Origin of the sequence: Bacillus sp. B.PNR1 (assembly GCF_030386235.1) — a bacterium.
GTDB classification, from domain to species: Bacteria; Bacillota; Bacilli; order Bacillales; family Bacillaceae; genus Bacillus; species Bacillus stercoris.
Genome location: NZ_JANYMN010000001.1, coordinates 1,750,741 through 1,776,711 on the forward strand (window position 1 = coordinate 1,750,741; position 25,971 = coordinate 1,776,711).

Here is a 25,971-nt window from a genome sequence, read left to right on the forward strand (position 1 = left end):
AAGCAGTTTGCTGATTTGTTTGGAAAGGGTAGTGCCTCTCCCTGTCTCACGCTTTTAAGGCATAAGAATAAGGATTGTGAATTCGTGCACAATCATTTACAAAAATAAATGTTTACTACCCAGTTTTTCATCTTGCCATATTCAGTATTATTTTTATCAAAAAATAAACAATTGAATAAGTCAAAATCCTTTACTCTCTCTGAAAATAGCAAACACAAAAAACTCCAATTCGATTACCTTCTATATGATAACACTTTTTGAACAAAATTTGAACGTGAATTGCTTCGATTATGAAATTAATTTATATGGAGCTCATGTCATAACGTTTCTGTGACACTAGTTATTGACAATCCAGCAATTTCTTCCTTCACTTTACCCATATTTCCAATAAAGGCTCTCTTTTTCCTGTGATCGGATCATTCGCCGGCAACGCCGCCTTCTTTATCTGTTTGACCGCTTCCTCCCGCTCATCCGGCTTTCCCGTCTTCATATCATACTGAATGCCTCCGGGATAGGCGCCAAGGACAGTAAAATCGGGACTAGAGCTTAGCTTTTTATGACCGACTCCGGCTGGAATCACGACTGCATCGCCTGTTTTGAAAGGGATGACAGCTCCTTTTTCTCCCCCGAACTGAATGACAGCCTCTCCCCTAACCGCAATCAGGACTTCATGCGTATTGCTGTGATAATGATGGTATGGAAAAACACTTCCTAACCAGCTGTTTGACCAGCCATGCCGGGTGACGATCCGCTCTGCCTGGCTGGTATTCTTAATCGCGTTTTGATATACCACGAGCGGATACTCAGGGTGATTCGGAATCCTGCCGTCATCCGGAAAAAAATATGTCTGTGTCTTTGCTTCCATCAATTTCACCTCCCTTTTTTATGTTCCACACATAGCGGTTCGCAAAACATGATGTTTTTCTCACGATTCCATTGATCTGCATGATACCAAATAGTATAGTATAAAAAATAATGCCAGAATGAGGGATACCATGAAAGCTATTGTTATCGGAATTTTAGCTTCACTCTTTTTCGCCGTTACCTTTATATTAAACAGAGCGATGGAGTTATCTGGAGGCAGCTGGCTCTGGAGCTCTTCGCTGCGCTTTATTTTTATGGTGCCGTTTTTATGTGTGATTGTCATCATGAGAGGGACATTCACGCCTCTCGTACAAGAGATGCGGAAAAAGCCGTTCTTTTGGCTCAAATGGAGCTTTGTCGGCTTCGTGCTTTTTTACGCGCCGATCACATTTGCGGCTGCCTACGGTCCGGGATGGCTTATAGCCGGCACCTGGCAAATTACAATTGTAGCCGGTGTGCTCTTGTCTCCTTTGTTTTATGTCAAACAAGATATGCCGGGCGGTCCGCAGCTCGTTCGGCAAAAGATTCCTCTGGTTTCACTTGGCACTTCCGTGATCATCCTGATTGGAGCGGCTCTGATTCAGCTTCAGCATGCGGAATCGCTTTCAGGAAAGATGCTGCTTTTCAGTGTGCTGCCGGTTGTCATTGCGGCTTTTGCCTATCCGTTAGGAAACAGGAGAATGCTCGAGGAATACGGTGGCCGGCTTGATACATTTCAGCGCGTGCTTGGAATGACATTGGCAAGCCTTCCGTTCTGGCTTCTATTAGCAGCTTACGGTTGGTGGTCAGACGGCCTGCCGACAGCGGGGCAAACCGTTCAATCCTTTATCGTTGCCGTCAGCTCAGGCATCATTGCGACTGTTTTATTTTTCTGGGCCACTGATATGGTAAGAGACAATCCGCAAAAACTCGCAGCCGTTGAAGCCACTCAATCCGGTGAAGTAATTTTCGCGCTGCTTGGTGAAATTGTTCTTCTGTCAGGCGTTTTCCCATCTCTATTATCATTTGCCGGTTTGTTCATTATTATAGCGGGGATGGTATTACATACCTTCGCTTCACAGCCGAGAAAACCGAAAAAGAAAGCACAGTCAAACCTGACCGCGTAGCATTTGCAGGAGAATGGGTGAAAACCTGTTCTCCTTTATCTTTGCTACCAAAAGGCATCTGTTTCACGGTATAGTTAAATATAATATCTGCCTACTTATTATTGAAAGGTGATTATTGGAATGGAAGCAAATAATCAAACACAAAACATACCAGCGATCTCCTTCAGATCAGTCAGAAAAAGCTATAAACAAGATGGACAAACCTATGATGTACTGCGGGATGTCACCGGAGACATTCAACAGGGTGCAATCGTAGCCGTTTTAGGTCCTTCCGGCTCAGGCAAAAGCACCCTCCTTTCCTTGTGTAATTTAATGAGAACGCCTGACAGTGGCGAAGTCAATATATATGGAAAGGAAATCAGAGAATGGAATGTCAATGAGCTGAGACGAACGGCTGCCCTCGCGTTTCAGTCGGCCCCCGTGCTCAAAGGGACAGTGCGTGACAATCTAAGTCTGGTCCAAAGGCTGCATCAATCCCAGCTGTACGCTCCAGAAAAGCTGGCTTCTCTTGCAGGGCTTTCGCCAGAGCTGTTAGACAGAAGCGCCAGAGACTTATCGGGCGGACAACGGCAAAGGCTGTCACTGGCCAGAACGATTTCAAATCCTTCCTCCATATTATTGTTGGACGAAATCACGTCGGCCTTGGACCCGGCTTCTGCTCTTGAGATTGAAGAACTGATCAAACGTCAGCATCGAGAAAAAAAATGGACAGTCATGTGGGTCACTCATAATATGGAGCAGGCAAAACGAGTAGCCGATACCATTTGGTTTATGGCGGAGGGGCGGCTGCTTGAAATCGCTGAAACCGAAACATTTTTCTCCGCTCCGCAGCATGAAGCAGCCAAAGAGTTTTTGAAGGGAGGCACTCGGTAATGGATTACCTCTCTCTCTCTTTAACGATGATCTTTGTTTTGATCGCCTTGTTTTTATCAAAATCCTTTAAAGCCGGCGTAGAAAAAGATATGATCATTGCCACCATCCGCGCCGCGGTGCAGCTGCTTATCATCGGTTATGTTTTGTCTCTGATTTTTCGCGGAGACCACCCTGTTTTTATCCTGCTGATGGTGCTGTTAATGCTCGCGGTGGCGGCGCAAAATGTCATCAAACGAAAGAAAAATACAATTGGTTCGTTCTGGAGGGTGTTTGCCGCATTAGCGATTGTAGAAATTGTGACGCAGGGAATTCTGCTGTCTCTTCATATCATTCCGCTTACAGCACGATATGTCATTCCGATCAGCGGGATGGTCATCGGAAACTCGATGGTGCTTTCGAGTTTGTTTTTAAATCGGCTCAGCTCAGAAGTTGGCGTTCGCAAAGAAGAAATTCAATTAATATTGTCGCTTGGCGGCACACCGAAGCAATCCATACAGCGCATTCTTACTTCAGCGATGAAAATGAGTATGATCCCGACGCTGGAAAGCCAGAAAACACTGGGACTTGTCCAGCTTCCGGGCATGATGACAGGCCAGATTCTAGCCGGAGCGGACCCGATTCAGGCAGTGCGCTTTCAGCTCTTAATCGTGTTTACAACAATGGCCTCAGCCGCGCTGACTTGCGTAATCTTAAGCGTGCTGACATACCCGTCATTATTCACCGTTCATCAGCAGCTAAAGGAGAATGAATAACAGACAAAAGCCGCTTTTCCCTTGGAAAGCGGCTTTTTGTACTTGTTATTCCTTTTCTTCATAATATTTGGCCAGCTCAATAATCATCGCGCCCATCCGCTCAATCTCTGGCGCAAGCAGTCTCGTGATGCCTTCTTCCCGCAGCGCCTCAGCAGTCACTTTTCCGACAGCAGCTGCGATGGTGCGCTCTTCGAATACTGTCTTCACTTCATTGATATAGCCTCGCTCCCTGGCAAAATCAAACAGGGAACGAACCTGAATGGCCGTTGTAAAACAAACAGCGTCGATATCATTATTCATCAGCTCCCCGCATAACCGCTCCACCGTTTCCTCCTCCGGCGGAATGTGCTGATAAGGAAGAATCGGCAGGACAGACGCGCCCTTTTCTCTAAGAAATGCGATAAGGGCCGGCGCATTTTCTCCATGAAGCTGCACCATGACTTTTTTCCCTGAAAAGTCGTGAGGCTCCAAGGAACGGATTAAGCCTCTTGTTGTCCCATCTTCATCTGAAGCTTCCGGTGTGATCCCAAGCTTTTTCAGCGCAGACAGGGTTTTGTATCCCCGGCATGCCGCTTTTGCCTGGCGAATCGCCTGCAGAAACTCGTCTTTCAGACCGATTTTCTCTGCCATATCGAGCAGAGTTTCCGTGCCGATGCCTGTCGTGAAAATGACCCAGTCAGCTTTTTCCTCGACAAACGTTCGCAAGTCCGGTTCCACCTGCTTCTCCGCTAAGTAAACCGTGCCTTGGAGAGGCCTGATGACAGGTGTTCCGCCCTGTTTTTCAATGATCTTGCTGATTTCTTCCGTTTTTCGGGAGCCCCCGATTGCCACGCGCTTTCCATGTAACCCTTTTCCCATACCCGATTCCTCTCCTCTTTGTATAGGCTTTTTATGTATACAAGCTTAATAAAGCTATTTTGGCGCAAACCAAGGGAGAAATCAAGATAAACCCAAACCTCCAAAATCCATTGAATACGCCGGAAGCTTGCTGTAAGATAAACAACAGACACGTTTTGACGGAGGATCGACATGGAAACAAAAAAAGAAGAATATGAAACAAAAGGCTATGATACATCGATCGTTTACGAGTTCAATGAATATCCGGATGCCCGCAGCGGGCGCTGTGATAATTGTGATTACACACTGTTCAAAAGCTCTGTAAAAGGCGGAAAATTCCTTAGAGAATGCAGGAGATGCGGGATGAAAAAAAATATTTAAACAAAAAACCGAAATCGAATTGATGATTTCGGTTTTTTGTCGTTTACTGCGGTACAGCGGATTTTTTCATAAATGCTTCAATCTCAGCTGCCGCACGCTCCGCTCCGCCAGCTTCTTTGACATCCTTTTGCATATTCTTAACGCGGCTGAGCAGCTCTTGATCACCCGATACTGCCTGAACCGCTTCCTTCAGGCTGGAAACCGTCACTTCCTCTTTCGGCAAATAAACGCCGAGGCCTAAATCATCGACACGCTTAGCAGTAAGCTCCTGCTCATACATTTGCGGAATGACGACAAGCGGTACACCGGCATTCATCGCTTCCATCGTACTGTTCATCCCGCCATGGGAGATGAACAAATCAGCTTTCTCTAACACCTCAAGCTGGGGCACGCTTTGGCGAATGGTAAAGTGAGCAGGGATATCATCCAAGCTTTCTGGATCAATTGATTTTCCGACCGACATGACCACCTGCCATGAAGAATTCCGAAATGCCTCAATGCACATCTTGTAAAATTCCGGCCAGGCGTTAAACGCCGTTCCCAATGAAATCAGCATAAGCGGTTGATCGCCCTTTTTCATTTCCAAGCTTTCCTGTTCCGTCCGTTTTCCAAGAGATGGGCCGACAAAACAGAAACGGTCATCGAACGTCTCATGCTGTATTTGAAAAGATTTCGGCATAAAGACAATATTCAAGGCCTCCGGCACAGCTAATTGTTCAAAAGAAACAGCCGGCAACTGCTCTTTTTCCAAGTAAGCTTTGAATTCAGCCTCTGCTTCTTTTATTTTTTTCAGCATGTCTTCATTTCCTAACTGAAAGGATTCATTTTGGGCATATGACGAACAGAGCTTAATGACCGGAACATTAAACTTGTCAGCAAACAATTTTCCAGCCAGCGCGACAAAATCATAGATGATCAGATCAGGCTGATCATCCTTATATAACGCTTCAAGCTGCGGCAGAATGCTGAGTGATTCTTTCAAAAGACTGAGAGGCGCATCATACTTTTCCATCATCTCCCTGATTTGCTTAGGATCAATATTCAAGGATGTATGATAGATCAATGCTTCTCCACCCGCTTCCTGAACAGCGGGCGCAAACTCCTCAGTCGTCGCGTATGTGACACGATGCCCTTTCTCACAAAGCTTCTCTACTAAAGCAAGCGTAGGGTTGACATGACCGTACGCCGGGATATTGATCATCGAGATATGGTATTTTTTCATGAATCTCCAGTCTCCTTATCTATTACATTTTCACACGGAAGCTCTTTAATCCGTATATCACGCTGTTTTCAATCGGAGTGATACTGAGGCACTCCATATGAGGAAAAGCAGAAATCAAAGACGTTAAGGCGATATTTGCTTCAAGACGGGCAAGCGGCGCACCAAGACAAAAATGGATGCCATGGCCAAACGCGATATGCGGATTGGGATGGCGGCGGATATCAAACATGTGCGGTCTGTCAAACTTTGCTTCATCACGATTTGCCGATGCCACAAACGCCAAAACCATATCACCTTCTTTCATCAGGTGCCCCCCGATCTCCGTATCCCGCTTGGCAATGCGTCTCAAAACCGGGGCGGGCGCTCTGAAACGTAAGGCTTCCTCAACTGCCTGAGACATCAATTCAGGATGGCTGCGCAGTTCCTCGTAAACGCCTGGCGTTTCTAATATGCTGTACATCGCATTTGAAATCAGGTTTGTTGTGGTTTCATTTCCGGCCACGAGCAGCAGCGTGCAAAACGGAATCAGCTCTTCACCGGAAAGCTTCTCGCCTGTTTCCTCCGCTTCCACTAAAATAGAAATAATATCCTGTGCCGGTTTGTTTCGCTTTTCTTCTATGATGCCGGCAAAAAACGCGGCCAGTTCTTTCTCACATTTATCTCGTTCTTCCAAATAGGCTTTTTCCGCTTCTTCACTTTTATCCTTTGGTGTGCTGACCAGAAGATCAGACCATGCTTTAAACTGATCCATATGCTCTGAAGGCACTCCCAGCAGCTCAGATATCACAATAACCGGAAGCGGGTATGAAAAATCGTGAACAAGGTCAAACTCACTACGCCCCTGAAAACTTTGAATCAGTTCATCTGTGATTTCCTGAATTCTCGGTTCCCATTGCTTCATCACGCGCGGGGTGAAGGCTTTATTCACGACTGAACGGATTTTTGTATGCCTCGGCGGGTCCATGTTAATGATGGAATTTCCAATAGAGCTTGTCTGCTGCGGCATGTAACTGGAAAACAGCTCTTTATCCCCAATAACTTTTTTGACATCATCATAAAGAAAAACGCTCCACACTTGGTTTTCTTCATCAAAGGAAACAGGCGCATCTTTTCTCATCGATTCGTACCATGGGAACGGATGATAAGCATCCTGTTTGTTTTTCCCATTGAGCAGCGCTCGCTGCAAGGCTTGCCGGCGGTTTAACACATTCATGTATAGTCACTCCCCTTGAAAGAATTTAGCAATTGATGTGCCACTTCACCTCCCGCTTTCGTAAAGAGAGGGACTACCACATATAATCAAATTAATAACAGCAGGCAGGCGATCACGATGTTCGATGCAGGCATCATATATTCCCCCTCGAATTTCGTTCATCTTACCATAATCTTTCAATTTTTTTCTATTCTGCGCTGCTGTTTTGGCTCACAACGTGACCTTAGGCATAAGCACGCACATCCAATATGCATTCAATTGCACCGCTCCGCTCAAAAAACATCTCTGTTTTCAACCAAATGCACTAACTCCCAAAAATGACTTTCCCATTATGTAAAATAAACTGGTTCTATGATTAAATAGAAGGTAAAAGGTGAAGGAGAGAACAACATGGCAGCACAGACTGATTACAAAAAACTAGTTGTCGGCATCCTACTTTCACTGGCATTCGCACTGTTTGTGTTCTCTTTTTCTGAGAGACATGAAAAACCGCTTGTTGAGGGAAAAACGCAGGAAAACTGGCATACTGTCGTCGACAAAGCCTCTGTCGAGATTTATGGCAGCCGATTAGTTGAGGAAAACAAATTAAAGCAAAAACTCGGCCATAAAGAAGCCGATTCTATTTTGACCCTTCTGAAACTCGCCAACGAAAAACACATTACATTATAAAAAAGAAAGAGCCCGGAGGCTCTTTCTTTTTTAGTCGAATATCGTTTTCTTGTCCGGATGGCGCAAAAAGTCAAACAGCATGCCGAGCTGTGAAGGTGTGTTTCGTTTTGGAGAAAGCGGCGGGAGTCTGTCTTCCGAAAAAAAAGCGGCATGATTCGTTTCAATCCCTGATTCCCCCTGCCCGCCCGTTATACTGCATGCGATGAAGATTTTATAATAGTGATAAGGCTGAGGAGGATGAGAGTGTTTTTGGCTGTCCAGCACGGCTAGCAAACGAGACGGCTCTGTATCATACCCCGACTCTTCTTTGATTTCCTTGACCACGTTTTCAGCCGGTGATAAACCAATCTCGCAAAATCCGCCCGGGAGCGACCACAGCTCATCATGCTTCTCCCGAACAAGCAAAATCTGATTCTCTCGAAATACTGCGCCGCGCACATCCGCTTTCGGCGTCGGATAGCCGCTCTCCCTATTCCATAAATCAGTGATAACTTCCATGTCCGTCTGTGAGTAATCCGCCATCATTTCCGCGCTGAGCTTCATTAGCTCTTCGTACCTCTCCCTGTCATACACATCCTTGGAAAAAGCAAGCCCCGCCTGTGCGATCGCCCGAATCCGCTGTGCCCGTTCCAGCCATTTGGTTTGCACTTTTATCACTCTCCCCTTCACTTTATTTGTCACTATAAAAAAGCACGTTTTTTCCCTGATGAAAACGTGCTTTTTTTAATGCTATTTTTCTAATTTTATCAAATAATCTATATTGTATTTTGCGCTTTCTTCAATTCTATCACTTCTAGTATCTGTTAAAAAAGGGTTGTACACTAATGTGTAATTTTTCTGTTCTCCTTTGGGTATTACATAACTAACTACTCCTGTCACCTTTTTTCCTGACGCCAGATTCCCCCCTAAAAACATTTTTCCTTTATCCTCCAATGAAATGACTGAGCGAACTGATTTATTCTTCTTGTCTTTCAGATCTAATCCTAATCGGCTGTATTCCATTGAACCTTTTCCAACGTATTCTAGGGTCACTTCTATAATTAACCGCTCTTCATTACCTTTTAGTGTTTTTATTTTATCAGATTCTTTTCCACCCAAATCTCCATATTGGCCATTCTGTTCACGATTCACTTTATTCACCGTGAAATTAATATCATTTACTTTAATTGTTTCTCCTATTTTATGTATTTGATCATCTTTTTTGATCTTCGGCTCACCGCCTTTTTTCAATTCCTTATCAAGTTCCTTTTCAAGCTCTTCTTGCGATTTTTTCTCTTTCGGTTTTTCCTTCTCTGATGCATCGCTCGATTGGCTGCACGCGGAAAGTGAAAACCCAATCACCAGTACAAATAATAGTAATAAGACTTTTTTCATGATTGTTCCCCCATCTAAAGTAATCGATTTCCATTATAATCATATATCCCCTTTTCCTAACAGGTAAGAAAGTAACAATTATTTCTATCTCATTCATCACAATCTTACTTCTTCCTAGTTTTTGAATATTTTTTACTAGTCCATTAGACCTTTTCATCAAAAAAACCCGAGCTGGCTGAAGCCGGCTCGGACGGGAGGTCAATCTCGCTTATTCATTCCTCTTTTCTCTCGTGGTTCCTGATGATGTTTTTGATGCTCGGGGGGCTGCGTCGTGCGTTCCATCTCCTTTGTATCTTGTCCCATTCCTTTTAAAAAGGAAAAGAGCAGTGTAATTGATTTGTTGATTTCCGGGTCTTTGAGCGAGCGGATAATATCAAAATATCCTGTCTTTTCTTCGCTGTTTTTCTGTTCTACAGCGCTTGCCACACCCGCATTCACTTTTAAAATGAGAGGCTCCAGCTGTTTCACGTCCAGCATGCCGAGCGTCCCAAACAGAAGCAATAGATTTTTCAGCGTGTTGGCAGTTTCCTCTGTATCTGCTTTTTTCACCAGGATATCAAGAACTTTATCCCCTTGGCCAAAAAGGCCGCGGAGCAACGGCAGGACACCGCGCTCGTTCATATGGCCCAGCATATGCAATGTTTCGAGAATCGCTTCTTTGTGATCGACTAAGGCATCTTCAATTTCCCGCAAATCACGCTTTCGCTGATCCTCTTCGGTTACCTCGATTTTCTGAATTCGTTTAATCGCTTTAGCCATTATGGCCAATCCCCCTTTTCACTGCGTCGCCAGGGAAAATATAATCCTTCCGCGCCCATTTCTTTTGAACCTGCACACCGATTTGCGGCTGCGGATTGCCGTTGCGGTGATTGATCTTAGGCAGCGGATTGATTCCATCGCGCTTCAAAATTTCCATCTTGGCTGAGGTTTCTTTGTAAGCTGGCGTATCGGTATCCTTATCGGCATGGCTGCCTGTTAGCAGGTTGATCGCCGCTTCCCCTGAATCGTTCATTGGCAGATACACTTCCTTCCCTTTGACACGATCAGTCATCACACACTTCACTTTAACATTGCCAAAAGGCGATGTGAGTCTGACGAGGGTTCCGTCCTGAATCCCTCGTTCTGCCGCAAGCTCAGGAGAAATTTCTAAGAACACTTCCGGTGTTTTCTCCGAAATCCCTTTCGATTTGTAGGTGAGGTTCCCTTCGTGGAAATGCTCTAAGAGCCGTCCATTGTTGACGTGAATGTCATACTCCTCACCGAACTCCTCAGGCTCTGTCCACTGAACGGGGTAAAGAATAGCTTTTCCATCCGGGAAAGGGAAGCGATCCGTAAAGAGTAAAGGCGAATCCTTTCCATCAGCGCTTACAGGCCATTGCAGGGAATTGTAGCCTTCAAGGCGTTCATAGGTGACACCGGCATAAATTGGCGACAGCTTGGCTGCTTCCTCCATAATGTCTGCAGGGTGCTCATAGTGCCAGCCGGCGCCAAGCTTATTGGCTACCTCCATAATAATCTGCCAGTCAGGCTTTGATTCACCCAGCGGTTCAAACACCTGATACAGCCGCTGAATCCGGCGTTCTGTGTTTGTAAAGGTTCCTTCCTTTTCAAGGCTCGGGCTCGCAGGAAGAATCACATCAGCAAACTCGGCTGTACGTGAAAGAAAAATGTCCTGCACCACAAAGAAATCAAGCTTTTCATATGCGGCGTGCACATGATTGATATTAGAATCCACCAGACCCATTTCTTCACCTTTTACATACATCGCTTTCAGCTGGCCGGAATGGATTTTTTCGATCATTTCGTGGTTAGTCATACCCGGGTCCTTCGGCAGCGGCACACCCCACACCCGTTCGTATTTTTGGCGGACTTGTTCGTCCGTCACCTTTTCATAGCCCGGCAAGCTGTCAGGCATGCTTCCGAAATCGCTTGCTCCCTGCACATTGTTATGGCCACGCAGTGGGTAAGAACCTGCTCCCGGTTTTCCATAGTTTCCTGTCACAAGCAGCAGATTCGAGATCGCCGTGCTCGTGTCGCTTCCTCCAATATGCTGTGTCACGCCCATCGCCCACAATGCGCACACACTGTCAGCTTGCCCAATCATCTCGGCCATTTGGATAAGGGTTTCTCGATCAATCCCGGTTTTCTCCTCGGCATATTCAAGTGTGTACGGCGCCAGGCTTTTTACATATTCATCCCGTCCGTTCACTCTTTCCTGCAAAAAGCGCTCATCAGCTTTGCCGTTTTCAATTAAATATTTGGCGATCGCATTCAGCCAGACGATATCCGATCCGGCACGCGGCTGAACAAATAAATCGGAGCGCTCTGCCATTTCGTGTTTTCTGATATCCGCGACGATCACTTTCTGCCCTCTCAGCTTATGGGCCCGTTTAATGCGAGTGGACAAGACTGGATGCGACTCAGACGTGTTCGAACCAATAATCAAAACAAGGTCGGCTTGTGCGATATCTGTTATTGAGCCTGAATCACCGCCATAGCCGACTGTCCGAAACAGGCCGGCAGTCGCAGGAGATTGGCAATAGCGCGAGCAGTTGTCCACATTGTTTGTGCCAATGACTCCTCTGGCCAGCTTTTGCATGAGATAGGATTCCTCGTTCGTACATTTAGACGATGTAATAAAAGCAAGTGAATCCGGTCCAAACGCTTCTTTCAATTCCGTGAACTTGCTGGCGATCAGCGATAACGCCTCCTCCCACTCTGCTTCACGAAAATGCTCGCCTTCTCGGATCAGCGGCTTTGTCAGACGTTCTTCACTGTTGACGAAATCCCAGCCGAACTTTCCTTTCACACAAGTAGAAATGCCGTTGGCCGGCGCTTCCTCTTGGGGCTCGACTTTCAGAATGTCTCTGCCCTTTGTCCAGACATCAAAGCTGCAGCCGACGCCGCAATAGGTGCAGACTGTTTTCGTTTTTTTGATTCGTTCATCACGCATAGCGGATTCCATATCAGAAATAGCGAGAATTGAACCGTAGCCTGTCTCTACGCCTTTCGTGATCTCGATCATCGGACGCAGCGATTCGTTATTGATGCCTGTTAAATATCCGGCTTCCCCTTCCATTCCTTTTTCCATCATCGCGTTGCACGGACAGACCGTTGAACAATGGCCGCATGACACACATGACGACTCATTGATCGGCACGTCGTTATCCCAAATGACGCGCGGGCGTTTCCGCTCCCAGTCAATGGTCAGCGTTTCAGTGACCTGAACGTCCTGGCACGCTTCAACACAGCGTCCGCACAAAATACATTGATCTGGATCATACCGATAAAACGGATGGGATTCATCCTTATGGTATGGCTTGTGATCAAACGGAATGCTTTGGTGATTGATTTTCATTTCCTTCACCGTATTATGTATTTCGCATCCCCCATTGTTGTAATCGCAAACTGTGCAATAAAGCTCATGATTATATAAAATCTTGTCCATTCCGATGACCTGCGCTTTTTTTACGTCAGGTGAGAGCGTATCAATGACATCCCCATCCTTTAATTCAGCGGAGCACGACCTCTTCAGCTCACCATTGATGCTGACGATGCACGTATCACATGTTTCAATCGGCCCTAAGCTTGGATGATAGCAAACTTGCGGCACTTCAATCGAGCTGTTATTCAAAAGCTGCAGCACCGTCTGTTCCTCGGACGCTTCCATTTCAACGCCGTTTATTGTGATTTTTTTCTTGCCAGCCATCTCCATTCCCCTTTCTTGCTTTATATACCGAATTACCTATTTCAGTTCCCTTACAACAACTCAATAAAACATACAAAACGCACTCACATGTTTTGTTGCAAAAACCCGGGGAAACGGAATGGTAGATGAATAAGGAGGGATTAACATGAAAAAGACAATGTCTGCTATAACTGCGGCAGCAGCAGTAACAAGCTGTTTTACCGGCTTTGGGGCTGCGTCCTTTTCAGCACCGGCAAAGGCCGCAACTCAAACAAATACACTCTATGAAAACACAAACCAATCAGCCGCTGAGCTCGTCAAAAACCTTTACAACACCGCCTACAAAGGAGAAATGCCTCAGCAGGCGCAAGGCCTTACCATTAACAAAAGCACAAAAGGAGATGTCCATGCTGCGTTTGGGGAACCGGAAAGACCAGTCGGGGGAGACAATCGATTTGATTTATATCACTGGAATATGGGGCAGCCGGGCTACGGATTTTCCTATCATAAAGACATGACTATTTCAGAAATCCGCTATTTTGGAACCGGTGTGGAACGGCATCTGAATTTAGGCGGTGTTACGCCGGAAGTGCTGCAGAAGCAATTAGGCCCAGCGAATCGAGTGTTGACCGTCCCGTTTACCGATGAAATCGACTATGTATATGACACAGGCCGCTATGAACTTCATTTTGTAATAGGCACGGATCAGACAGCCGACCATGTAAACTTAAAAGCAAAATAAACACCCTACGCGGCTAATTCAGCCGCTTTTTTAGTGGACAAATAAAAGATATATTTCTTACAATACAGGGAGATGAAGCAGAGACGGGGTATCAATTCGCAATGAAGCGAAATCGATGGATATATGCAGCTTTCACCATACTGATCATGGGGCTCGGGCTTGGATCCAGAGCATTCGCCAGTGCTCTTCCTGATTCCCTCAATACTTATCTGGGAGACTCGCTGTGGGCCGCCATGATCTTTACGGGATGCGGTTTTCTATTTCGGAAGCTGAAGACAATGAAAACGGGCATTATCAGTCTTTCTTTCTGTTTTGCCATTGAATTCAGCCAGCTCTATCATGCTGAATGGATCGACCAGATTAGGGATACTTCTCTTGGCGGGCTTGTACTGGGGTACGGTTTTTTATGGAGCGATATCGAAGCATATACAATTGGAATTGCAGCCTGTGCCGCCATAGAACTGCTCGTTTTGGGAATCAAAAAGCGCCGCTGTATGTGACGCTTTTTTCATGTAGAAAACAGCCCGCATTGAGAAAGAATGGTCTTCGCATCCAAACGTGTGGCCTCGCTTATCGTGATATGATGTTGATTCATAAATGACTGAACGGCATGATATCCAACCGCATAACCTGCAAAAGCCGATAAACCTGCAGGCTTAAAACCTTGGTCTTTAGCAATTGGATCACCAAACATATAACGGCTGACTTCCGAAAAGCCTTTCATATCCAGCACCTCATTGATCACATCAATGGAATACTGCAAATCCTCATGATCAAAACGAGTTACCCAAGGCCCCAATCGTTCTGTGCCAAATAGCTCACGGGCGAATGATTCAGCCAATCCTTCAATCACAAGATAATCCCCGACACTTATAGAGCCATGATCAAAATCAGTATACGAAAACCGCACATTATGATGAAACTCATGAGCAATAATGGAAGGAATCCTTGGCAGGTTATAACTGTTCGGATGAATCCATACATGAATAAAGCCCGGTATCCCGCCAAACCCGCAGTAGCCTTTTTGCAGCTGAAGCTTATTTGGATCGGCGATATAAAGGCCGAATTTGATCTCCTCTGCATTCACCCGCAACTGTTCACGCTCAGCAAAAAGGATGCATTGTCGAAGTGCAGATTCCGCTGTCTCTAAAGCATGTGATTCCTTCAGTATTCGCAATGCTTTCTGCCCGATTTCAACATCACGGACATCCAAATAGCCAAGCATTTTCGCAGCCATCATCACATCATAGCCGTTTGGCTCCTTCGCTTTCAGCGGAACATGGATGGCGGTCCACATCTTTTTAAACGGCCTCATCATCGTATACCGAAATTCATCCTTTCTTTTTTGTTCTTCCATTAAAAACAGCTTTTCGTATTGCTCAAAGGTCTTTTCCATGACAAGATTCATCCTGATCCCTCCTTGTCAAAAACATACGGTATGCCGCAGCGTAAGGGTCAACAGGAGAAATTAAGCCATTTTTCACTGTAAAATCATACAAACCCGCCGATAGGTAAGGCATAGGAGGTGGAACCATGGATATTCCTGCTTTATCGGTTGCGATGAATCAAGCATCCCTTGCCCAGAATGTAAATATCGCTTTAACGAAAAAAATGCTGGACACCGCCCAGCAAAATGCTGATCAAACCTTAAAGATGATACAGCACCCGACTCTCGGACAAACCATTGATGTAAAAGCATAACCTCACACCAAAGGCGGCCAAGAACTCCATCCTCCCGGCCGCCTTTATTGTTCACAAAAAAGCATGCATGTTTTGATTGTTCCTCCGTATGATTTATTGTTTGCCATATTAAGGAGGTCATAAAGGATATGAAAAGACTATTTACGAAGGCTTCATTGGTGTTATTCGCAGTAGTATTTGTTTTTGCCGTCAAAGGTGTACCCGCCAATGCGGAAACCCATGCCTACGATGGAAAAAGCCCTTATTACAATGATTGTGCGTCCAGCGGCTCTACAAAAAAATCCTCAAACTTAGTGAATGCCAGCAATCAAGTCATTGGAGTAGTCGAACTTAAGTTCAGCAGTACATGTAAAACGGCTTGGGCAAAAATCACGATGAATAATACATTGACGTCAGGCTTTGAAGCAAATGCGGAGATTACCCGGAACACGGACGGAAAAAGATATAACTGTGATTCTGCAGGCGGCAACGGAAAAGCGGTCGCCGGCCAAAAATCTTGTTATACACCGATGGTATATGATTTAGATCCAAGGACTTCTTACGCTTTCGGCAAGTATTCAGGACCGAACTTGAATGTTTGGGCCACCACAGGCTCTTATTAAATAGAAAAAAGGCTGTCCGTACGGGCAGCCTTTTCCTACTGATTTGCTTCTCTTTGTTTTTTAACCTCTTCAAGCTGAGAAACTGTCACCAATTGATAACCTTGATCGGTGAGCTTTTTCATAATTTCATCGGCCGCATCAGCAGAGGTGCGGTAAATATCGTGAATCAAGATGGTTCTTCCATCTCCCGCCTGGCTCATGACACGGTCAACGATTGTTTTTTTGTTACGGTCTTTCCAATCTTCCGGGTCAACGTCCCATAATGCGACATCCATTTTCATTTGACTCCGCAGTTCATCATTAATGCCGCCGTATGGGGGTCTTACAAGCGTCGGGCGGTATCCGCTTATTTTTTCAATGATGTCTTGCGTGTCATTGATCTGCTTTAGCGCTTCTTTCACTGGAAGCCTTGTGAGAAGCGGGTGGCTCCACGAATGGTTCCCCACCTCATTTCCTTCTTTCAGCATTCTGATTAGCGTTTCCGGATAATATTGAACCCTGCTCCCCAAAACAAAAAACGTGGCATGCCCCTTATATTTCTTCAAGGAATCCAAAATCTGATTTGTTGTCGCAGGATTCGGCCCGTCATCGAAAGTAAGTGCAATGACTTTTTGATTTGGATCAACCGTTTCCTCTTTGGGTAAAGAAATCACTTCATGCTTCGGCTTTTGTTCTTTGATTTTATTTTTATTTTTTGCTTTATCAATATATTGTTCTTTCAGAATGTCTTTCAAAAGACTTTTCTTAATGGCAATTGATTGCTCTCCAAGATAGCCTGCTGCAACCTGATATGTATCAAAGTAAAGTTCAATATAATCTTCCTTGATGGCAAACCGGCTGAAGTTATCTTTTTTCGGAGCCGTCCCTTCCTTTAACAGCGCATCGTCCGCTGCAATGTCCTTATTCTTTTTCAGCTCGTGATAAGCGATTAACGAAAGCTTGTGTAAGTAGTCAGCGTCCTCTTTGAAAATATCATCAATGGAAAGAAACGCTTGTTTGCTAAAATCATAGTTAAACGTTTTTTTCACGGTTTGACCGTGTGCGCCCCCGATATATTTATATTCATTAAATACAATCGCCACTGTCTGTTTGGCATAATGGACAATTTTATAATCAACATTTAATTCGTTGCGCTTAGTCGTATGCTCTTGGTCAACGTTTTTTGTTTCCTTTTGAAATTGGCGAACCTCTTTTTCTGCGAATCTTTTTAATACCGAATCCATTTTTTTATTTTTGAAAACGGGATAGTTTACCGCGTAATTAAACGTTTTCCCGTCATTGACAAGCGTTGCGATCTCAACATTCCCATACTGAGAATCAGTTCTTACTTTATTCATGACCGTTTCTTTTTTCAACGAATGATTATGGAAAAAGCCAATAAGGCCCACCACAATTACAACTGCTATTAATACATGAAACCATTTGATTCTTTTTACTAACAACAAAAACTCCTTCTTTCGTAGCCATTTCGATTTATTCTTCATCAGTTAGAACTGTATCTATTCAGAAACACTCTTGTAATATTTCAGTAACATTTATTTCACATTTGTAATACTATGAGATTTAGAAGTTCATGTCAATCCTTTTTAAGGAATTTCATCATAAAATAAACCGGGTTTCATGAATGTACATACACCCAACTTAAGCATCAAGAATATGGTAAAAGGAATAAAAAAAGCTAGGGAGGTTTTCCTCTTGGATTATCCTTTGAATGAACAGATATTTGAACAAATGACACCTTATGATGAAAGACAGCCTTATTATTATCCGCGTCCGAGACCGCCATTTTATCCGCCTTATTATTATCCAAGACCGTATTATCCGTTCTACCCGTTTTATCCGCGTCCGCCTTACTATTACCCGCGCCCGCGGCCTTACTACCCTTGGTACGGTTACGGCGGGGGTTATGGCGGAGGATTCGGCGGCGGTTACGGATATTAAGCGTCGCTTGCTAAAATGGGGGCAGTCCAGCTCCCCATTTTTTTTATTAAAAATGACAATATCATGACAAATATAGGAAACAATTGTGATTCCATAGCCCTCTTGTTACGATAACTAAAGCATGCAGTTTTGGGGGAGGCGTCTATTTTTTGGGGAATACAAGAGATTCGGCAGCCATATCTGAAACGAAATACATAAAAGCTTCGAACCGGGTAACCATTTACGATTTTATCAAACTTGCAAAACCCGGCATTATCATATCAAACTCGATAGCAGCCTTTGGCGGATTTTGGATCGCGTTTGCAAGCGCAGAAAAACAATTAACCGGAATGGCTTTTTTGATGACAATGGTGACAGCAATGTTGGGAACCGCGTTTGTGATGGCTTCCGGCACTGTCTATAACAACTATTTTGATCGGCATATGGATGCAAAAATGGCACGCACTCGCAGCAGGGCCTCGGTCACAGGGAAAATGCCGCCAGCCATGATCCTAACATATGGCACTGTGTTAGGAATCGCAGGTCTAGCCATGCTTTATTCCCTCAATCCATTAACGGCCCTTCTCGGACTGGCCGCCTTTATTTTTTATGCGATCATCTATACAGTATGGGTGAAACGAACGTCTGTGTGGAGCACATTTGTCGGGAGCTTTCCTGGAGCTGCGCCGCCATTGATGGGGTATTGTGCCGTAACCGGAGATTTCAGTATGACAGCAGTGCTGTTGTACACGATTATGTTTTTGTGGCAGCCCCCGCATTTCTGGGCGATTGGGATAAGACGCAAAGAGGAATATCGTGCGGCTGGCGTTCCGCTTTTGCCAGTAGTCAAAGGCAATCATGTAACAAAAATAAAAATGATGCAATATATTGCCGTTCTGGTGCCGATCACGCTATTATTTCCTTTTTCTCTCGGCACTGGCTATATGAGCCCATTTTATTTCTTAGCCGCCTTGGTTCTTGGGGGCATATGGATCAAAAAAAGCATCAAGGGATTCAAAACAGACGATGACGTGAAGTGGGCGAAAGATATGTTTGTCTACTCGCTCATTTATTTTTGTTTGCTGTTCTTCATAATGATGATCGATTCATTTGTGATGTTTCTGATCAGATAATGCAAAAAGAGCCACACATTAATGTGACTCTTTTTTGTTTGGAAAGACAGCCTCTAATAGAAATGTCACAGCAAAAAACACTGCCATGCAAATCAAAAACCGTACGATTTCACTCAAAATCCAGCTATCAGCAATGCGCATGCCATCGGTTTCTCGGAGGGTTGCGCATATTGAAAAAATCATGAGTATGTTTTTTAGAGTCTCTTTGTTCATGAAATACCATCGCTTTCTTGAATAGGATGACTTAAAAGCAAAATAAATGATCAGGTCAGTCAGCCAAATATAAAACATGTCGCCATCGTTGCATGTTGATGTTTTTTTGCAGCCCATTGCAAAGTTCAGCAAAACAGATGAAAACCGTTCAGTGATTAAACAGATCTTTTGCGATAGACGAAGCGGAGAAAAGGCCGAACCGTCTGCTTCTGTACTTTCTCCTACTATCAATACGAACATTTAAAAATTCAGTAACAATTAGCAAAAAGACTGCCGTCCCCCAGCCTACTTTCGGGTTTCACTAAAGTTCATAAATAAAATCGCTAATATATGATTCTCCAATCCATAAACCCGAACGCTTTTTCCATCATCAGGTATTATAATCCAAACACAAATAAAAAAATAGACTTACGTTCGAGTTGCGTGAAAGAGAAATTGCAAGAATAACCCAGAGGGTGGTAATATATTGTTTGATTTTCCCATATTTAGATTTGGAGGTCACACAAAAGTGAAGGGAATATTTTTAGTTGTTCAGCTTGGATTTTCTATTATGGTATTTCTGTTTTTAGCCGCTGTTAATTGGTATCAAGGAAGCGAGCTTGTTTCAGATCGTTTTGATTGGAACTATACTGCTAAAATCTCAAAACTGCTTAATGGAATGGATACCGTCAGCAGCCACAAACAAATTTCACAGCTTGATTTTTTCATCTACTCCGCTAAACACTACCCTGTCATGAGTACGTTAATGATCATCTCTTTCTTATATGTTCTGGCCGCTCTTTTTTTACTTATATACTCAGTCAAATGCAATAAGCAAGAGATTCATGTTAATAATCCCTGAGGTTTTCGGAACTTCTTGCTCAATCTTCCGTATATCCTAATAGGAGGGATCAAATGATGAAAGAATATGAATTCGTAAGAGTTGAGCTGAGTACGATGAGAAGAAGGCCTAAAGAAGACTACCAGCAAATCATCCATGATTATGCGAAAAGAGGCTGGAGATTCGTTCAGATTTTCGCGCCCAGTATAGATGGGTATGGGGCAGCTGCTTATTTTGAAATCATATTTGAAAGGGATGCGGAAAAAGCTTAATCGATACGACTAAGCTTTTTCGTTTACCCTATATCTGCAATCTATACAATTTCTGCAAATTCGGCATCACATGATTTGGCTAAATCTTGCGGCGCCAACTTTATCTGCATACCGATTTTCCCTGCACTGACAATGATAAAATCAAGCGTTTCTGCAGATGTGTCAATATAGGTCGGGAACAATTTTTTCATGCCAATTGGTGAACAGCCGCCGCGAAGATAGCCAGTTACCGCTAATAGCTCTTTCATTGCAATCATCTCTATTTTCTTTTCCCCTGTCACTTTTGCTGCCTTTTTTACATCTAACTCTTCTGCTACAGGTACAACAAAGACATAATATTGATTAGTACCTGCTGCTGCCACCAATGTTTTATATACATACTCCAAAGGATAACCGATTTTCTCCGAAACAGAGATGCCATCTACAGGCTGGCCGTCTGTTTTATACCCTAATAACTCATAAGTAATGTTCTGCTGTTCAATTAGACGAACCGCATTTGTTTTTGCCATTTTTTTCGCCATCGTTTTCACCCGCTATCAAAATAAATGTAATCTTCTTTTTTGCAGTTAATATGTAAATTCTATCATCCTAACCTGCATTTTCAAGGTTACTAGCATTGAATCAACGAAAGGACAAATTGATTATACCGGACGCCTATAGCTCATTATTAATCAACTTGAAACAAAACAGGAATGAACAAATGACACCCACATACAATTTGTATGAATGTAAAAATAAGGAGTGGTTGCTTTGTATCATTACTTGTATGGTCCTGCGTTAATTCCTTACTCTTCACATACTCATACACCTCAAAGAAGTCCGGACTTTTCAGAAAGACAGCGAAGAAGAGAAATCACATTGACTGTAGACGGCATTATCCCCCCATCTTCCTCCGAGGATCTCGGCGACGGCTTTTATTCTTACGCATGGACGAACCAGCAGGTCATCAATCCAGGCGAATACCTAGTTTGTCATCTTGAAGGAAGGGATATCAATGTGGTAAATGGCGGGTTCACTCCGCGGGATACTGCTCCATTGTATGCGGTAGCAAGCTTTCCAAGACGAAGAAACCAATGGGTCATTATCATTCATAATCCTGTTCAAACCCAAAGAGCCCTATCGCTTTATTTGATTGCGAAAAGGTAATACAACATGTTATCAGAAACCCTGCATTCAGCACAGAAAAACGGGTAGGAACACTTTGACATCAGCATTTTCCTACCCATTTTGGTACTGGGCTAGCTCTCACCTATCAATCCCCCTCAAGTTCCTCATCTTTTTCTACTGCCAAGGTACCAGAGAAAATTATTATATGTTATCATGATTTCCAGTAAAAAGAAAAGAGGATTAGATATATGGTTCTCCTTGAAACGAATCGATTACGATTACAAACAATTGATATTCCCCTTCTCGACGCCGCGTCTAAACAAGATCATCAAGCGATCAAAGACTTAGGATATGAAACAAATGGTGAATGGCCAAATTATGATTTTTTTGAAGCGATACCTTATTTCCGTGAAATTTTAGTGAAAAACAATGGAACAAAAGGATTTGATTCATGGATTATTGTAAAGAAGGACAGTCATGAAATTGTTGGAGGAACTGGATTTTTAGGTGATCCAGACGAGAATGGCGTGATTGAAATCGGTTTTGCGACAAATAAAAGTCATCGCCGCAAAGGTTATTGTGTGGAAGCCTGCCAAGAACTAATAAACTGGGCATTAAGCCAAGAAGCAGTGAACCGGATTACCGCAAGATGTGAACATGATAATCTAGGATCACAAAAAACTTTGGAAAAGCTAGGGTTCACATTGAATCATAAATCAGAGGATTATATGCATTGGATATATGTTACAAAGTAGAGGCGTAATTACAAAAGCAGGCTCAGTGCCTGCTTTTGCTAGATTATTTACCTCTGTGCTTCTTTTTCGCTTTTTGCTTTTTGAGCATATACCTCTGCTCTTTTACATGTTCTCGTTGTTCTTTCGTTATTTGTTTTTTCTTTTGCTTTCTTGCATCAAGCTCTAGTTTTATTGCCTCTTGAGCTTTTGAAGTTACTCCGGCATTTTTCACTTCTTTTGAAACCTGACGCTGCAATCTTTTTGGATTGATCTTTTTCTGACGTCTGCCTTGTAAACGAACTCCTTCCTGCTCTGTTTGGGCCATCATATTCAAGAGTTGGTTATGAACAAACGCCAGCACTTCAGAATCCTTCGGCTCTTTGCCAAAAAGATGACGAAAGGCTCTTAGCTTTCCATTGTTCACAGTTTCAACAACGCCTACCCAAAACTGACCATCATAGTAAACCGTTAATTTCATAACGATTCCCTCCTCATAAAAGATACGAAAGAATGATGGACATCCCGAGGAGGGGAAGGTTACTGACATGATCAATCATGCATCCGGACTACCAACCGAATCGTGTTTTTTCATTCTTTACCATATACAGAAAATAGTGTAGCATTTCTTCTCCGACTATTAAACTCTTATTTGATTTAGATCATTGCTGGAGAATAGGCGTCTTCACTCGCAAATGTATTTCTCAAGCCCTGCCATGTTACAGATGGGAGACGATACATTCGGCATACCCTTCAAGTTTAAATTCTCCAAAACCATGAGGCAGCAACATATGATCTCCTTTTTTGAAGGGATAGACATATTCACCAGAGATCATACGGCCCTCCCCTTCAATCACACTGATAAGAAGGAATGGTTTTTGCTGCTTTAAGCTTGCTGATCCTGATAAGTTCCATTTCCCCACCGAAAAGTAAGCGCATTCAATCAATGTCGTTGTAAGCAAATCATCAATTTGTTCATGATGAACCGTTTGCCGCTCTGGAATAGACGGGACCCCTATGACTTCGATGCTCTTTTCCAGGTGAAGCTCGCGCAGCTTGCCTTCTTCATCTTTTCGGTCATAATCATATAATCTGTAGGTTGTGTCTGAATTCTGCTGCGTCTCTAAAGCAAGAATCCCTTTTCCAATCGCATGAACAGTGCCGCTTGGCACATAGAAAAAGTCCCCCGGCTTTACCTTTACTCGGCGCAAGAGTTCATCCCATTCTCCACGCTCTATCATGACAGTTAGTTCTTCCTTTGTTTTTGCATTGTGGCCGTAAATAATCTCTGCATCTTTTTCGCAATCAATAATGTACCAGCATTCAGTTTTTCCAAGCTCACCGTTTTCATGTATTTTGGCAAATTCATCATTGGGATGCACCTGAACAGATAAGTCCTGGTCAGCATCTAATATTTTTGTAAGCAGAGGAAAACGGTCCCCTTCAAGCTGTCCAAATAAATGTCTGTGATGTTCCCATAATTCGCTGAGCGTGAACCCCTTATACATTCCGTTTTGAACAACGCTTTGACCGTTTTGATGTGCGGCAAAAGCCCAGCACTCCCCTGTTCGTTGTGACGGAATGGTATAGCCAAAATCAGCTAAAGCGGTTCCGCCCCAAATTCTTTCTTTGAAAACAGGCTTGAAAAATAACGGTTCAATCGTCATGAAAATCCCCCCGCTTTATTCGATTTCTTCCAGCAGTTTGTATGCCTCTTCTGTTGTTTGCACGGAGAGCAGTCGCTTCCTATAATTGTCATCCATAAGCTTTCGAGATAGCATCTGCAATATTTTCAGATGCTGGTTCCCTCCGCTTTCTTTTGGTACAGCAATCATAAAGATTAATTTAGCTTCTGATCCATCCAGGCTGTTCCAGTCAACACCTGATCGTTTGATTCCAAAGGCAACACTTGGCTCCCTAACAGCCTCAGACTTTCCGTGCGGAATCGCGATATTCATGCCAATCGCCGTTGTTCCCTGTTGTTCACGACTCAAAATGGATTGTTTAAACCCGCTCTCTGAAAGCAGCGCACCTCTGCGGGACAATTTTTGAATCATTTCCTCAATGATGTCATCCCTGGTTTCACCCGATAAATTTGGTTCAATTAATTCCGGGCTGATAATGTCTGTCAATTTTTTTATCTCCGCCATCTCAGCTTTTGGGCTTTCGACTTGAATTGGCTGCTTTATTTCGTTTGCTGCCGCAGCTTCACTTGGCGCGGAGGGCGGCGCAGTTTCACTGAGCACAGGAGACGCCGTAATATCTTTTTTTAGTACATTGACGAACAGAGCGGTGACAAGGGAACCAGCAATCACAGCAATAAAAAACATCAAGACATGATCAACTGCGCCAAGCACTGCAACAATAGGTCCGCCGTGTGCCACTCTGTCTCCCACATTGCCAATCATGGCTATCACAGAACCTGTCATTGAGCCTGCCATAATACTTGGAATGACGCGCAGAGGGTCCTGCGCCGCAAATGGGATCGCTCCTTCAGTAATGCCGAAGAGCCCCATCGTAAATGCCGCTTTCCCCATTTCTCTTTGGGATGTCTCGAATTTTCTTTTTCCTAAAAACGTTGCAACACCAAGGCCAATCGGCGGGATACAAATGGCGACAGCAATTGGTCCCATAATTTCATAATTTCCTTCTCCAATCATTGCCGATCCAAACAGAAATGCGACCTTATTTACGGGACCGCCCATATCAAATGAGATCATCGCACCTAAAATCAATGCCAGAAGGATCGAGCTCGAGCCTTTCATTCCCGCCAGCCAAACCGTTAATGAGGTGAAAATTTGAGCTACAGGCGCACCGATCAAAAATACAAACGCTAAACCTACAATCAGAGATGCAAATACCGGAATAATAATAATCGGCATAATCGGTTGGATGGCTTTTGGCACCTTTACTTTTTTTATCCATAGTGCAGCATATCCGGCCAAAAATCCGGCAATGATTCCCCCAAGGAATCCGGCGCCGCTTGCGCTGTCATAAAAACTGCCAGTCGCCGCAATATATCCGCCGATCATCCCTGGCACAAGACCCGGTTTATCAGCGATGCTATAGGCGATATAGCCGGCTAAAATCGGAATCATAAATGAAAATGAAGCACTGCCGATCTGTTCAATCGTTTTCCAGAAGGAGTCATCCGGAATAACTAAGCCTTTAGGTGTTTTCTCCCCTCCAAGCGTTAATGCAACCGCTATCAATAATCCGCCGACGACAATGAAAGGAACCATAAATGAAACGCCGTTCATTAAATGACGGTAAATAGGATTTTGCTTCTTCTTCTGGTGATTGCCAGATTCCGATTTTGCAGCGGAACGATAGACCGGTATATCCCCGTTAAGAGCGGTTTGAATCAATTCTTCCGGTTTGCGGATGCCGTCCTGTACCCCGACAGATAGCAGTTTTTTGCCTATAAACCGGTCTTTGTTTACCGAGCGGTCTGCAGCAATAATGATTGCGTCCGCTTCGCGAATTTCCTCTTCGGTTAGCTTATTTTCGACACCAATTCCCCCCTGGGTCTCAACTTTGATGCTGACGCCCATTCTGTCTGCAGCTTTTTGCAGATTTTCCGCTGCCATATACGTATGGGCAATACCGTTCGGACAAGATGTAATCGCTAACAGTTTCATAGGAAACCTCCTTTAAAGTGTGAATAATAAGATCTTGTCTCAACTGTATACCGAAATCAGCACTTAAAAATCGCTTTTTTTACCATAGGTTCCGGAAATAAAGGCATTTT

General features: G+C 43.9%; 28 protein-coding genes and 1 pseudogene. 15 read left to right on the top strand and 14 right to left on the bottom strand.

Going from position 1 to position 25,971, the window contains the following annotated elements; genetic code table 11:
- Positions 1–367 precede the first annotated feature (367 nt).
- Positions 368–865: a cupin domain-containing protein gene (locus NZD81_RS09055; RefSeq protein ID WP_040083395.1), complete on the bottom strand. Its 498-nt coding sequence runs from the start codon at positions 863–865 to the stop codon at positions 368–370.
- Positions 866–995: 130 nt separating this feature from the next.
- Between NZD81_RS09055 and NZD81_RS09060 the strand changes: the two genes are divergently transcribed.
- From NZD81_RS09060 to NZD81_RS09070, 3 genes are all read left to right on the top strand, one after another.
- Positions 996–1,970: a DMT family transporter gene (locus NZD81_RS09060; RefSeq protein WP_040083396.1), complete on the top strand. Its 975-nt coding sequence runs from the start codon at positions 996–998 to the stop codon at positions 1,968–1,970.
- Between the two features lie 120 nt (positions 1,971–2,090).
- Complete coding sequence (locus NZD81_RS09065) at positions 2,091–2,843, top strand: ABC transporter ATP-binding protein (RefSeq protein ID WP_282374213.1); 753 nt, start codon at positions 2,091–2,093, stop codon at positions 2,841–2,843.
- Positions 2,843–3,595, top strand: a complete 753-nt coding sequence (locus tag NZD81_RS09070; RefSeq protein ID WP_040083398.1) for an ABC transporter permease — start codon at positions 2,843–2,845, stop codon at positions 3,593–3,595. The genes NZD81_RS09065 and NZD81_RS09070 overlap by 1 nt, the downstream gene beginning before the upstream one ends.
- Before the next feature lie 45 nt (positions 3,596–3,640).
- Here the strand turns inward: NZD81_RS09070 and NZD81_RS09075 are convergent, their stop codons facing one another.
- Positions 3,641–4,453: a uroporphyrinogen-III synthase gene (locus NZD81_RS09075; RefSeq protein ID WP_282374212.1), complete on the bottom strand. Its 813-nt coding sequence runs from the start codon at positions 4,451–4,453 to the stop codon at positions 3,641–3,643.
- A gap of 171 nt (positions 4,454–4,624) precedes the next feature.
- On the opposite strand from NZD81_RS09075, the gene NZD81_RS09080 reads away from it, so the two are divergent.
- Positions 4,625–4,813: a DUF8096 family protein gene (locus NZD81_RS09080; RefSeq protein ID WP_003232781.1), complete on the top strand. Its 189-nt coding sequence runs from the start codon at positions 4,625–4,627 to the stop codon at positions 4,811–4,813.
- A 43-nt stretch (positions 4,814–4,856) separates the two neighbouring features.
- On the opposite strand, the gene NZD81_RS09085 is transcribed toward NZD81_RS09080, so the two are convergent.
- Positions 4,857–6,035, bottom strand: a complete 1,179-nt coding sequence (locus NZD81_RS09085; RefSeq protein ID WP_014663604.1) for a glycosyltransferase — start codon at positions 6,033–6,035, stop codon at positions 4,857–4,859.
- Between the two features lie 22 nt (positions 6,036–6,057).
- A complete protein-coding gene (gene yjiB / locus NZD81_RS09090) occupies positions 6,058–7,248 on the bottom strand; it encodes a monooxygenase YjiB (RefSeq protein WP_014663603.1) in 1,191 nt (396 codons plus the stop codon).
- Between the two features lie 390 nt (positions 7,249–7,638).
- Here yjiB and NZD81_RS09095 point away from each other — a divergent pair, with 390 nt between their 5' ends.
- Positions 7,639–7,917 carry a hypothetical protein gene (locus tag NZD81_RS09095; RefSeq protein ID WP_014663602.1) on the top strand — a complete coding sequence of 93 codons (279 nt, stop codon included), beginning with the start codon at positions 7,639–7,641 and terminating at the stop codon, positions 7,915–7,917.
- A 30-nt stretch (positions 7,918–7,947) separates the two neighbouring features.
- On the opposite strand, the gene NZD81_RS09100 is transcribed toward NZD81_RS09095, so the two are convergent.
- From NZD81_RS09100 to fdhF, 4 genes are all read right to left on the bottom strand, one after another.
- Entirely contained in the window at positions 7,948–8,574 is a 627-nt protein-coding gene (locus NZD81_RS09100; protein ID WP_282374210.1) for an NUDIX hydrolase, read from the bottom strand.
- A 72-nt stretch (positions 8,575–8,646) separates the two neighbouring features.
- On the bottom strand, positions 8,647–9,291 hold the full coding sequence (locus NZD81_RS09105; protein WP_282374209.1) for a DUF4352 domain-containing protein: 645 nt from the start codon (positions 9,289–9,291) through the stop codon (positions 8,647–8,649).
- Between the two features lie 198 nt (positions 9,292–9,489).
- A complete protein-coding gene (locus NZD81_RS09110; protein WP_014663599.1) occupies positions 9,490–10,050 on the bottom strand; it encodes a helical membrane plugin domain-containing protein in 561 nt (186 codons plus the stop codon).
- Entirely contained in the window at positions 10,043–13,000 is a 2,958-nt protein-coding gene (gene fdhF, locus NZD81_RS09115) for a formate dehydrogenase subunit alpha (protein ID WP_289860194.1), read from the bottom strand. The genes NZD81_RS09110 and fdhF overlap by 8 nt, the downstream gene beginning before the upstream one ends.
- 145 nt (positions 13,001–13,145) lie before the next feature.
- On the opposite strand from fdhF, the gene NZD81_RS09120 reads away from it, so the two are divergent.
- Together NZD81_RS09120 and NZD81_RS09125 are read left to right on the top strand one after the other, a co-directional pair.
- Complete coding sequence (locus tag NZD81_RS09120; RefSeq protein ID WP_289860195.1) at positions 13,146–13,721, top strand: YjgB family protein; 576 nt, start codon at positions 13,146–13,148, stop codon at positions 13,719–13,721.
- A 101-nt stretch (positions 13,722–13,822) separates the two neighbouring features.
- On the top strand, positions 13,823–14,221 hold the full coding sequence (locus NZD81_RS09125; protein ID WP_134975757.1) for a ribosomal maturation YjgA family protein: 399 nt from the start codon (positions 13,823–13,825) through the stop codon (positions 14,219–14,221).
- Between the two features lie 8 nt (positions 14,222–14,229).
- Here the strand turns inward: NZD81_RS09125 and NZD81_RS09130 are convergent, their stop codons facing one another.
- The gene (locus NZD81_RS09130; protein ID WP_147771772.1) at positions 14,230–15,129 is read right to left on the bottom strand and encodes a DUF2268 domain-containing putative Zn-dependent protease; all 900 of its coding nucleotides are present in this window, start codon (positions 15,127–15,129) and stop codon (positions 14,230–14,232) included.
- A 125-nt stretch (positions 15,130–15,254) separates the two neighbouring features.
- Between NZD81_RS09130 and NZD81_RS09135 the strand changes: the two genes are divergently transcribed.
- Entirely contained in the window at positions 15,255–15,422 is a 168-nt protein-coding gene (locus NZD81_RS09135; RefSeq protein ID WP_069149408.1) for a YjfB family protein, read from the top strand.
- A 128-nt stretch (positions 15,423–15,550) separates the two neighbouring features.
- On the top strand, positions 15,551–16,024 hold the full coding sequence (locus NZD81_RS09140; protein WP_014663593.1) for a YjfA family protein: 474 nt from the start codon (positions 15,551–15,553) through the stop codon (positions 16,022–16,024).
- 35 nt (positions 16,025–16,059) lie between these two features.
- On the opposite strand, the gene pdaC is transcribed toward NZD81_RS09140, so the two are convergent.
- A complete protein-coding gene (pdaC, locus tag NZD81_RS09145; protein ID WP_289860202.1) occupies positions 16,060–17,466 on the bottom strand; it encodes a peptidoglycan-N-acetylmuramic acid deacetylase PdaC in 1,407 nt (468 codons plus the stop codon).
- Between the two features lie 253 nt (positions 17,467–17,719).
- Between pdaC and cotT the strand changes: the two genes are divergently transcribed.
- The 4 genes and pseudogenes from cotT (at position 17,720) to NZD81_RS09165 (ending at position 20,382) form a co-directional block, all read left to right on the top strand.
- Positions 17,720–17,965 (top strand): spore coat protein CotT, encoded by a 246-nt coding sequence (gene cotT / locus NZD81_RS09150; RefSeq protein ID WP_147771770.1) that lies wholly within the window; start codon positions 17,720–17,722, stop codon positions 17,963–17,965.
- A gap of 121 nt (positions 17,966–18,086) precedes the next feature.
- A pseudogene (gene cyoE, locus NZD81_RS09155) lies at positions 18,087–19,077 on the top strand (heme o synthase).
- A 721-nt stretch (positions 19,078–19,798) separates the two neighbouring features.
- The gene (locus NZD81_RS09160; RefSeq protein WP_014663588.1) at positions 19,799–20,131 is read left to right on the top strand and encodes a YjdJ family protein; all 333 of its coding nucleotides are present in this window, start codon (positions 19,799–19,801) and stop codon (positions 20,129–20,131) included.
- A gap of 56 nt (positions 20,132–20,187) precedes the next feature.
- Complete coding sequence (locus NZD81_RS09165; protein WP_003232825.1) at positions 20,188–20,382, top strand: DUF4177 domain-containing protein; 195 nt, start codon at positions 20,188–20,190, stop codon at positions 20,380–20,382.
- A 41-nt stretch (positions 20,383–20,423) separates the two neighbouring features.
- Here NZD81_RS09165 and ybaK read toward each other — a convergent pair whose 3' ends face one another.
- On the bottom strand, positions 20,424–20,903 hold the full coding sequence (ybaK, locus tag NZD81_RS09170) for a Cys-tRNA(Pro) deacylase (RefSeq protein ID WP_282374203.1): 480 nt from the start codon (positions 20,901–20,903) through the stop codon (positions 20,424–20,426).
- A 229-nt stretch (positions 20,904–21,132) separates the two neighbouring features.
- On the opposite strand from ybaK, the gene NZD81_RS09175 reads away from it, so the two are divergent.
- Positions 21,133–21,528 carry a hypothetical protein gene (locus NZD81_RS09175; protein ID WP_069838970.1) on the top strand — a complete coding sequence of 132 codons (396 nt, stop codon included), beginning with the start codon at positions 21,133–21,135 and terminating at the stop codon, positions 21,526–21,528.
- Between the two features lie 209 nt (positions 21,529–21,737).
- On the top strand, positions 21,738–22,244 hold the full coding sequence (locus NZD81_RS09180) for a GNAT family N-acetyltransferase (protein WP_069149401.1): 507 nt from the start codon (positions 21,738–21,740) through the stop codon (positions 22,242–22,244).
- A gap of 43 nt (positions 22,245–22,287) precedes the next feature.
- Here NZD81_RS09180 and NZD81_RS09185 read toward each other — a convergent pair whose 3' ends face one another.
- From NZD81_RS09185 to manP, 3 genes are all read right to left on the bottom strand, one after another.
- Positions 22,288–22,770: a YjdF family protein gene (locus tag NZD81_RS09185; RefSeq protein WP_081483611.1), complete on the bottom strand. Its 483-nt coding sequence runs from the start codon at positions 22,768–22,770 to the stop codon at positions 22,288–22,290.
- A 169-nt stretch (positions 22,771–22,939) separates the two neighbouring features.
- Complete coding sequence (gene manA / locus NZD81_RS09190; RefSeq protein ID WP_282374202.1) at positions 22,940–23,887, bottom strand: mannose-6-phosphate isomerase, class I; 948 nt, start codon at positions 23,885–23,887, stop codon at positions 22,940–22,942.
- 15 nt (positions 23,888–23,902) lie between these two features.
- Positions 23,903–25,861 (bottom strand): PTS mannose transporter subunit IIABC, encoded by a 1,959-nt coding sequence (gene manP, locus NZD81_RS09195; protein ID WP_282374201.1) that lies wholly within the window; start codon positions 25,859–25,861, stop codon positions 23,903–23,905.
- Positions 25,862–25,971: the final 110 nt, after the last annotated feature.

Excerpts from the sequence above, each read along its gene's own strand:
- NZD81_RS09055 (WP_040083395.1), bottom strand. The coding sequence starts at position 865 with ATGGAAGCAAAGACACAGACATATTTTTTTCCGGATGACGGCAGGATT.
- NZD81_RS09165 (WP_003232825.1), top strand. The coding sequence starts at position 20,188 with ATGAAAGAATATGAATTCGTAAGAGTTGAGCTGAGTACGATGAGAAGA.
- NZD81_RS09125 (WP_134975757.1), top strand. The coding sequence starts at position 13,823 with ATGAAGCGAAATCGATGGATATATGCAGCTTTCACCATACTGATCATG.
- NZD81_RS09070 (WP_040083398.1), top strand. The coding sequence starts at position 2,843 with ATGGATTACCTCTCTCTCTCTTTAACGATGATCTTTGTTTTGATCGCC.
- manA (WP_282374202.1), bottom strand. The coding sequence starts at position 23,887 with ATGACGATTGAACCGTTATTTTTCAAGCCTGTTTTCAAAGAAAGAATT.
- NZD81_RS09185 (WP_081483611.1), bottom strand. The coding sequence starts at position 22,770 with ATGTCAGTAACCTTCCCCTCCTCGGGATGTCCATCATTCTTTCGTATC.
- NZD81_RS09080 (WP_003232781.1), top strand. The coding sequence starts at position 4,625 with ATGGAAACAAAAAAAGAAGAATATGAAACAAAAGGCTATGATACATCG.
- NZD81_RS09130 (WP_147771772.1), bottom strand. The coding sequence starts at position 15,129 with ATGAATCTTGTCATGGAAAAGACCTTTGAGCAATACGAAAAGCTGTTT.
- NZD81_RS09180 (WP_069149401.1), top strand. The coding sequence starts at position 21,738 with ATGGTTCTCCTTGAAACGAATCGATTACGATTACAAACAATTGATATT.
- yjiB (WP_014663603.1), bottom strand. The coding sequence starts at position 7,248 with ATGAATGTGTTAAACCGCCGGCAAGCCTTGCAGCGAGCGCTGCTCAAT.
- NZD81_RS09065 (WP_282374213.1), top strand. The coding sequence starts at position 2,091 with ATGGAAGCAAATAATCAAACACAAAACATACCAGCGATCTCCTTCAGA.
- NZD81_RS09140 (WP_014663593.1), top strand. The coding sequence starts at position 15,551 with ATGAAAAGACTATTTACGAAGGCTTCATTGGTGTTATTCGCAGTAGTA.
- NZD81_RS09135 (WP_069149408.1), top strand. The coding sequence starts at position 15,255 with ATGGATATTCCTGCTTTATCGGTTGCGATGAATCAAGCATCCCTTGCC.
- fdhF (WP_289860194.1), bottom strand. The coding sequence starts at position 13,000 with ATGGCTGGCAAGAAAAAAATCACAATAAACGGCGTTGAAATGGAAGCG.
- NZD81_RS09105 (WP_282374209.1), bottom strand. The coding sequence starts at position 9,291 with ATGAAAAAAGTCTTATTACTATTATTTGTACTGGTGATTGGGTTTTCA.
- manP (WP_282374201.1), bottom strand. The coding sequence starts at position 25,861 with ATGAAACTGTTAGCGATTACATCTTGTCCGAACGGTATTGCCCATACG.
- NZD81_RS09075 (WP_282374212.1), bottom strand. The coding sequence starts at position 4,453 with ATGGGAAAAGGGTTACATGGAAAGCGCGTGGCAATCGGGGGCTCCCGA.
- ybaK (WP_282374203.1), bottom strand. The coding sequence starts at position 20,903 with ATGGCGAAAAAAATGGCAAAAACAAATGCGGTTCGTCTAATTGAACAG.
- NZD81_RS09060 (WP_040083396.1), top strand. The coding sequence starts at position 996 with ATGAAAGCTATTGTTATCGGAATTTTAGCTTCACTCTTTTTCGCCGTT.
- NZD81_RS09120 (WP_289860195.1), top strand. The coding sequence starts at position 13,146 with ATGAAAAAGACAATGTCTGCTATAACTGCGGCAGCAGCAGTAACAAGC.
- NZD81_RS09085 (WP_014663604.1), bottom strand. The coding sequence starts at position 6,035 with ATGAAAAAATACCATATCTCGATGATCAATATCCCGGCGTACGGTCAT.
- NZD81_RS09110 (WP_014663599.1), bottom strand. The coding sequence starts at position 10,050 with ATGGCTAAAGCGATTAAACGAATTCAGAAAATCGAGGTAACCGAAGAG.
- NZD81_RS09095 (WP_014663602.1), top strand. The coding sequence starts at position 7,639 with ATGGCAGCACAGACTGATTACAAAAAACTAGTTGTCGGCATCCTACTT.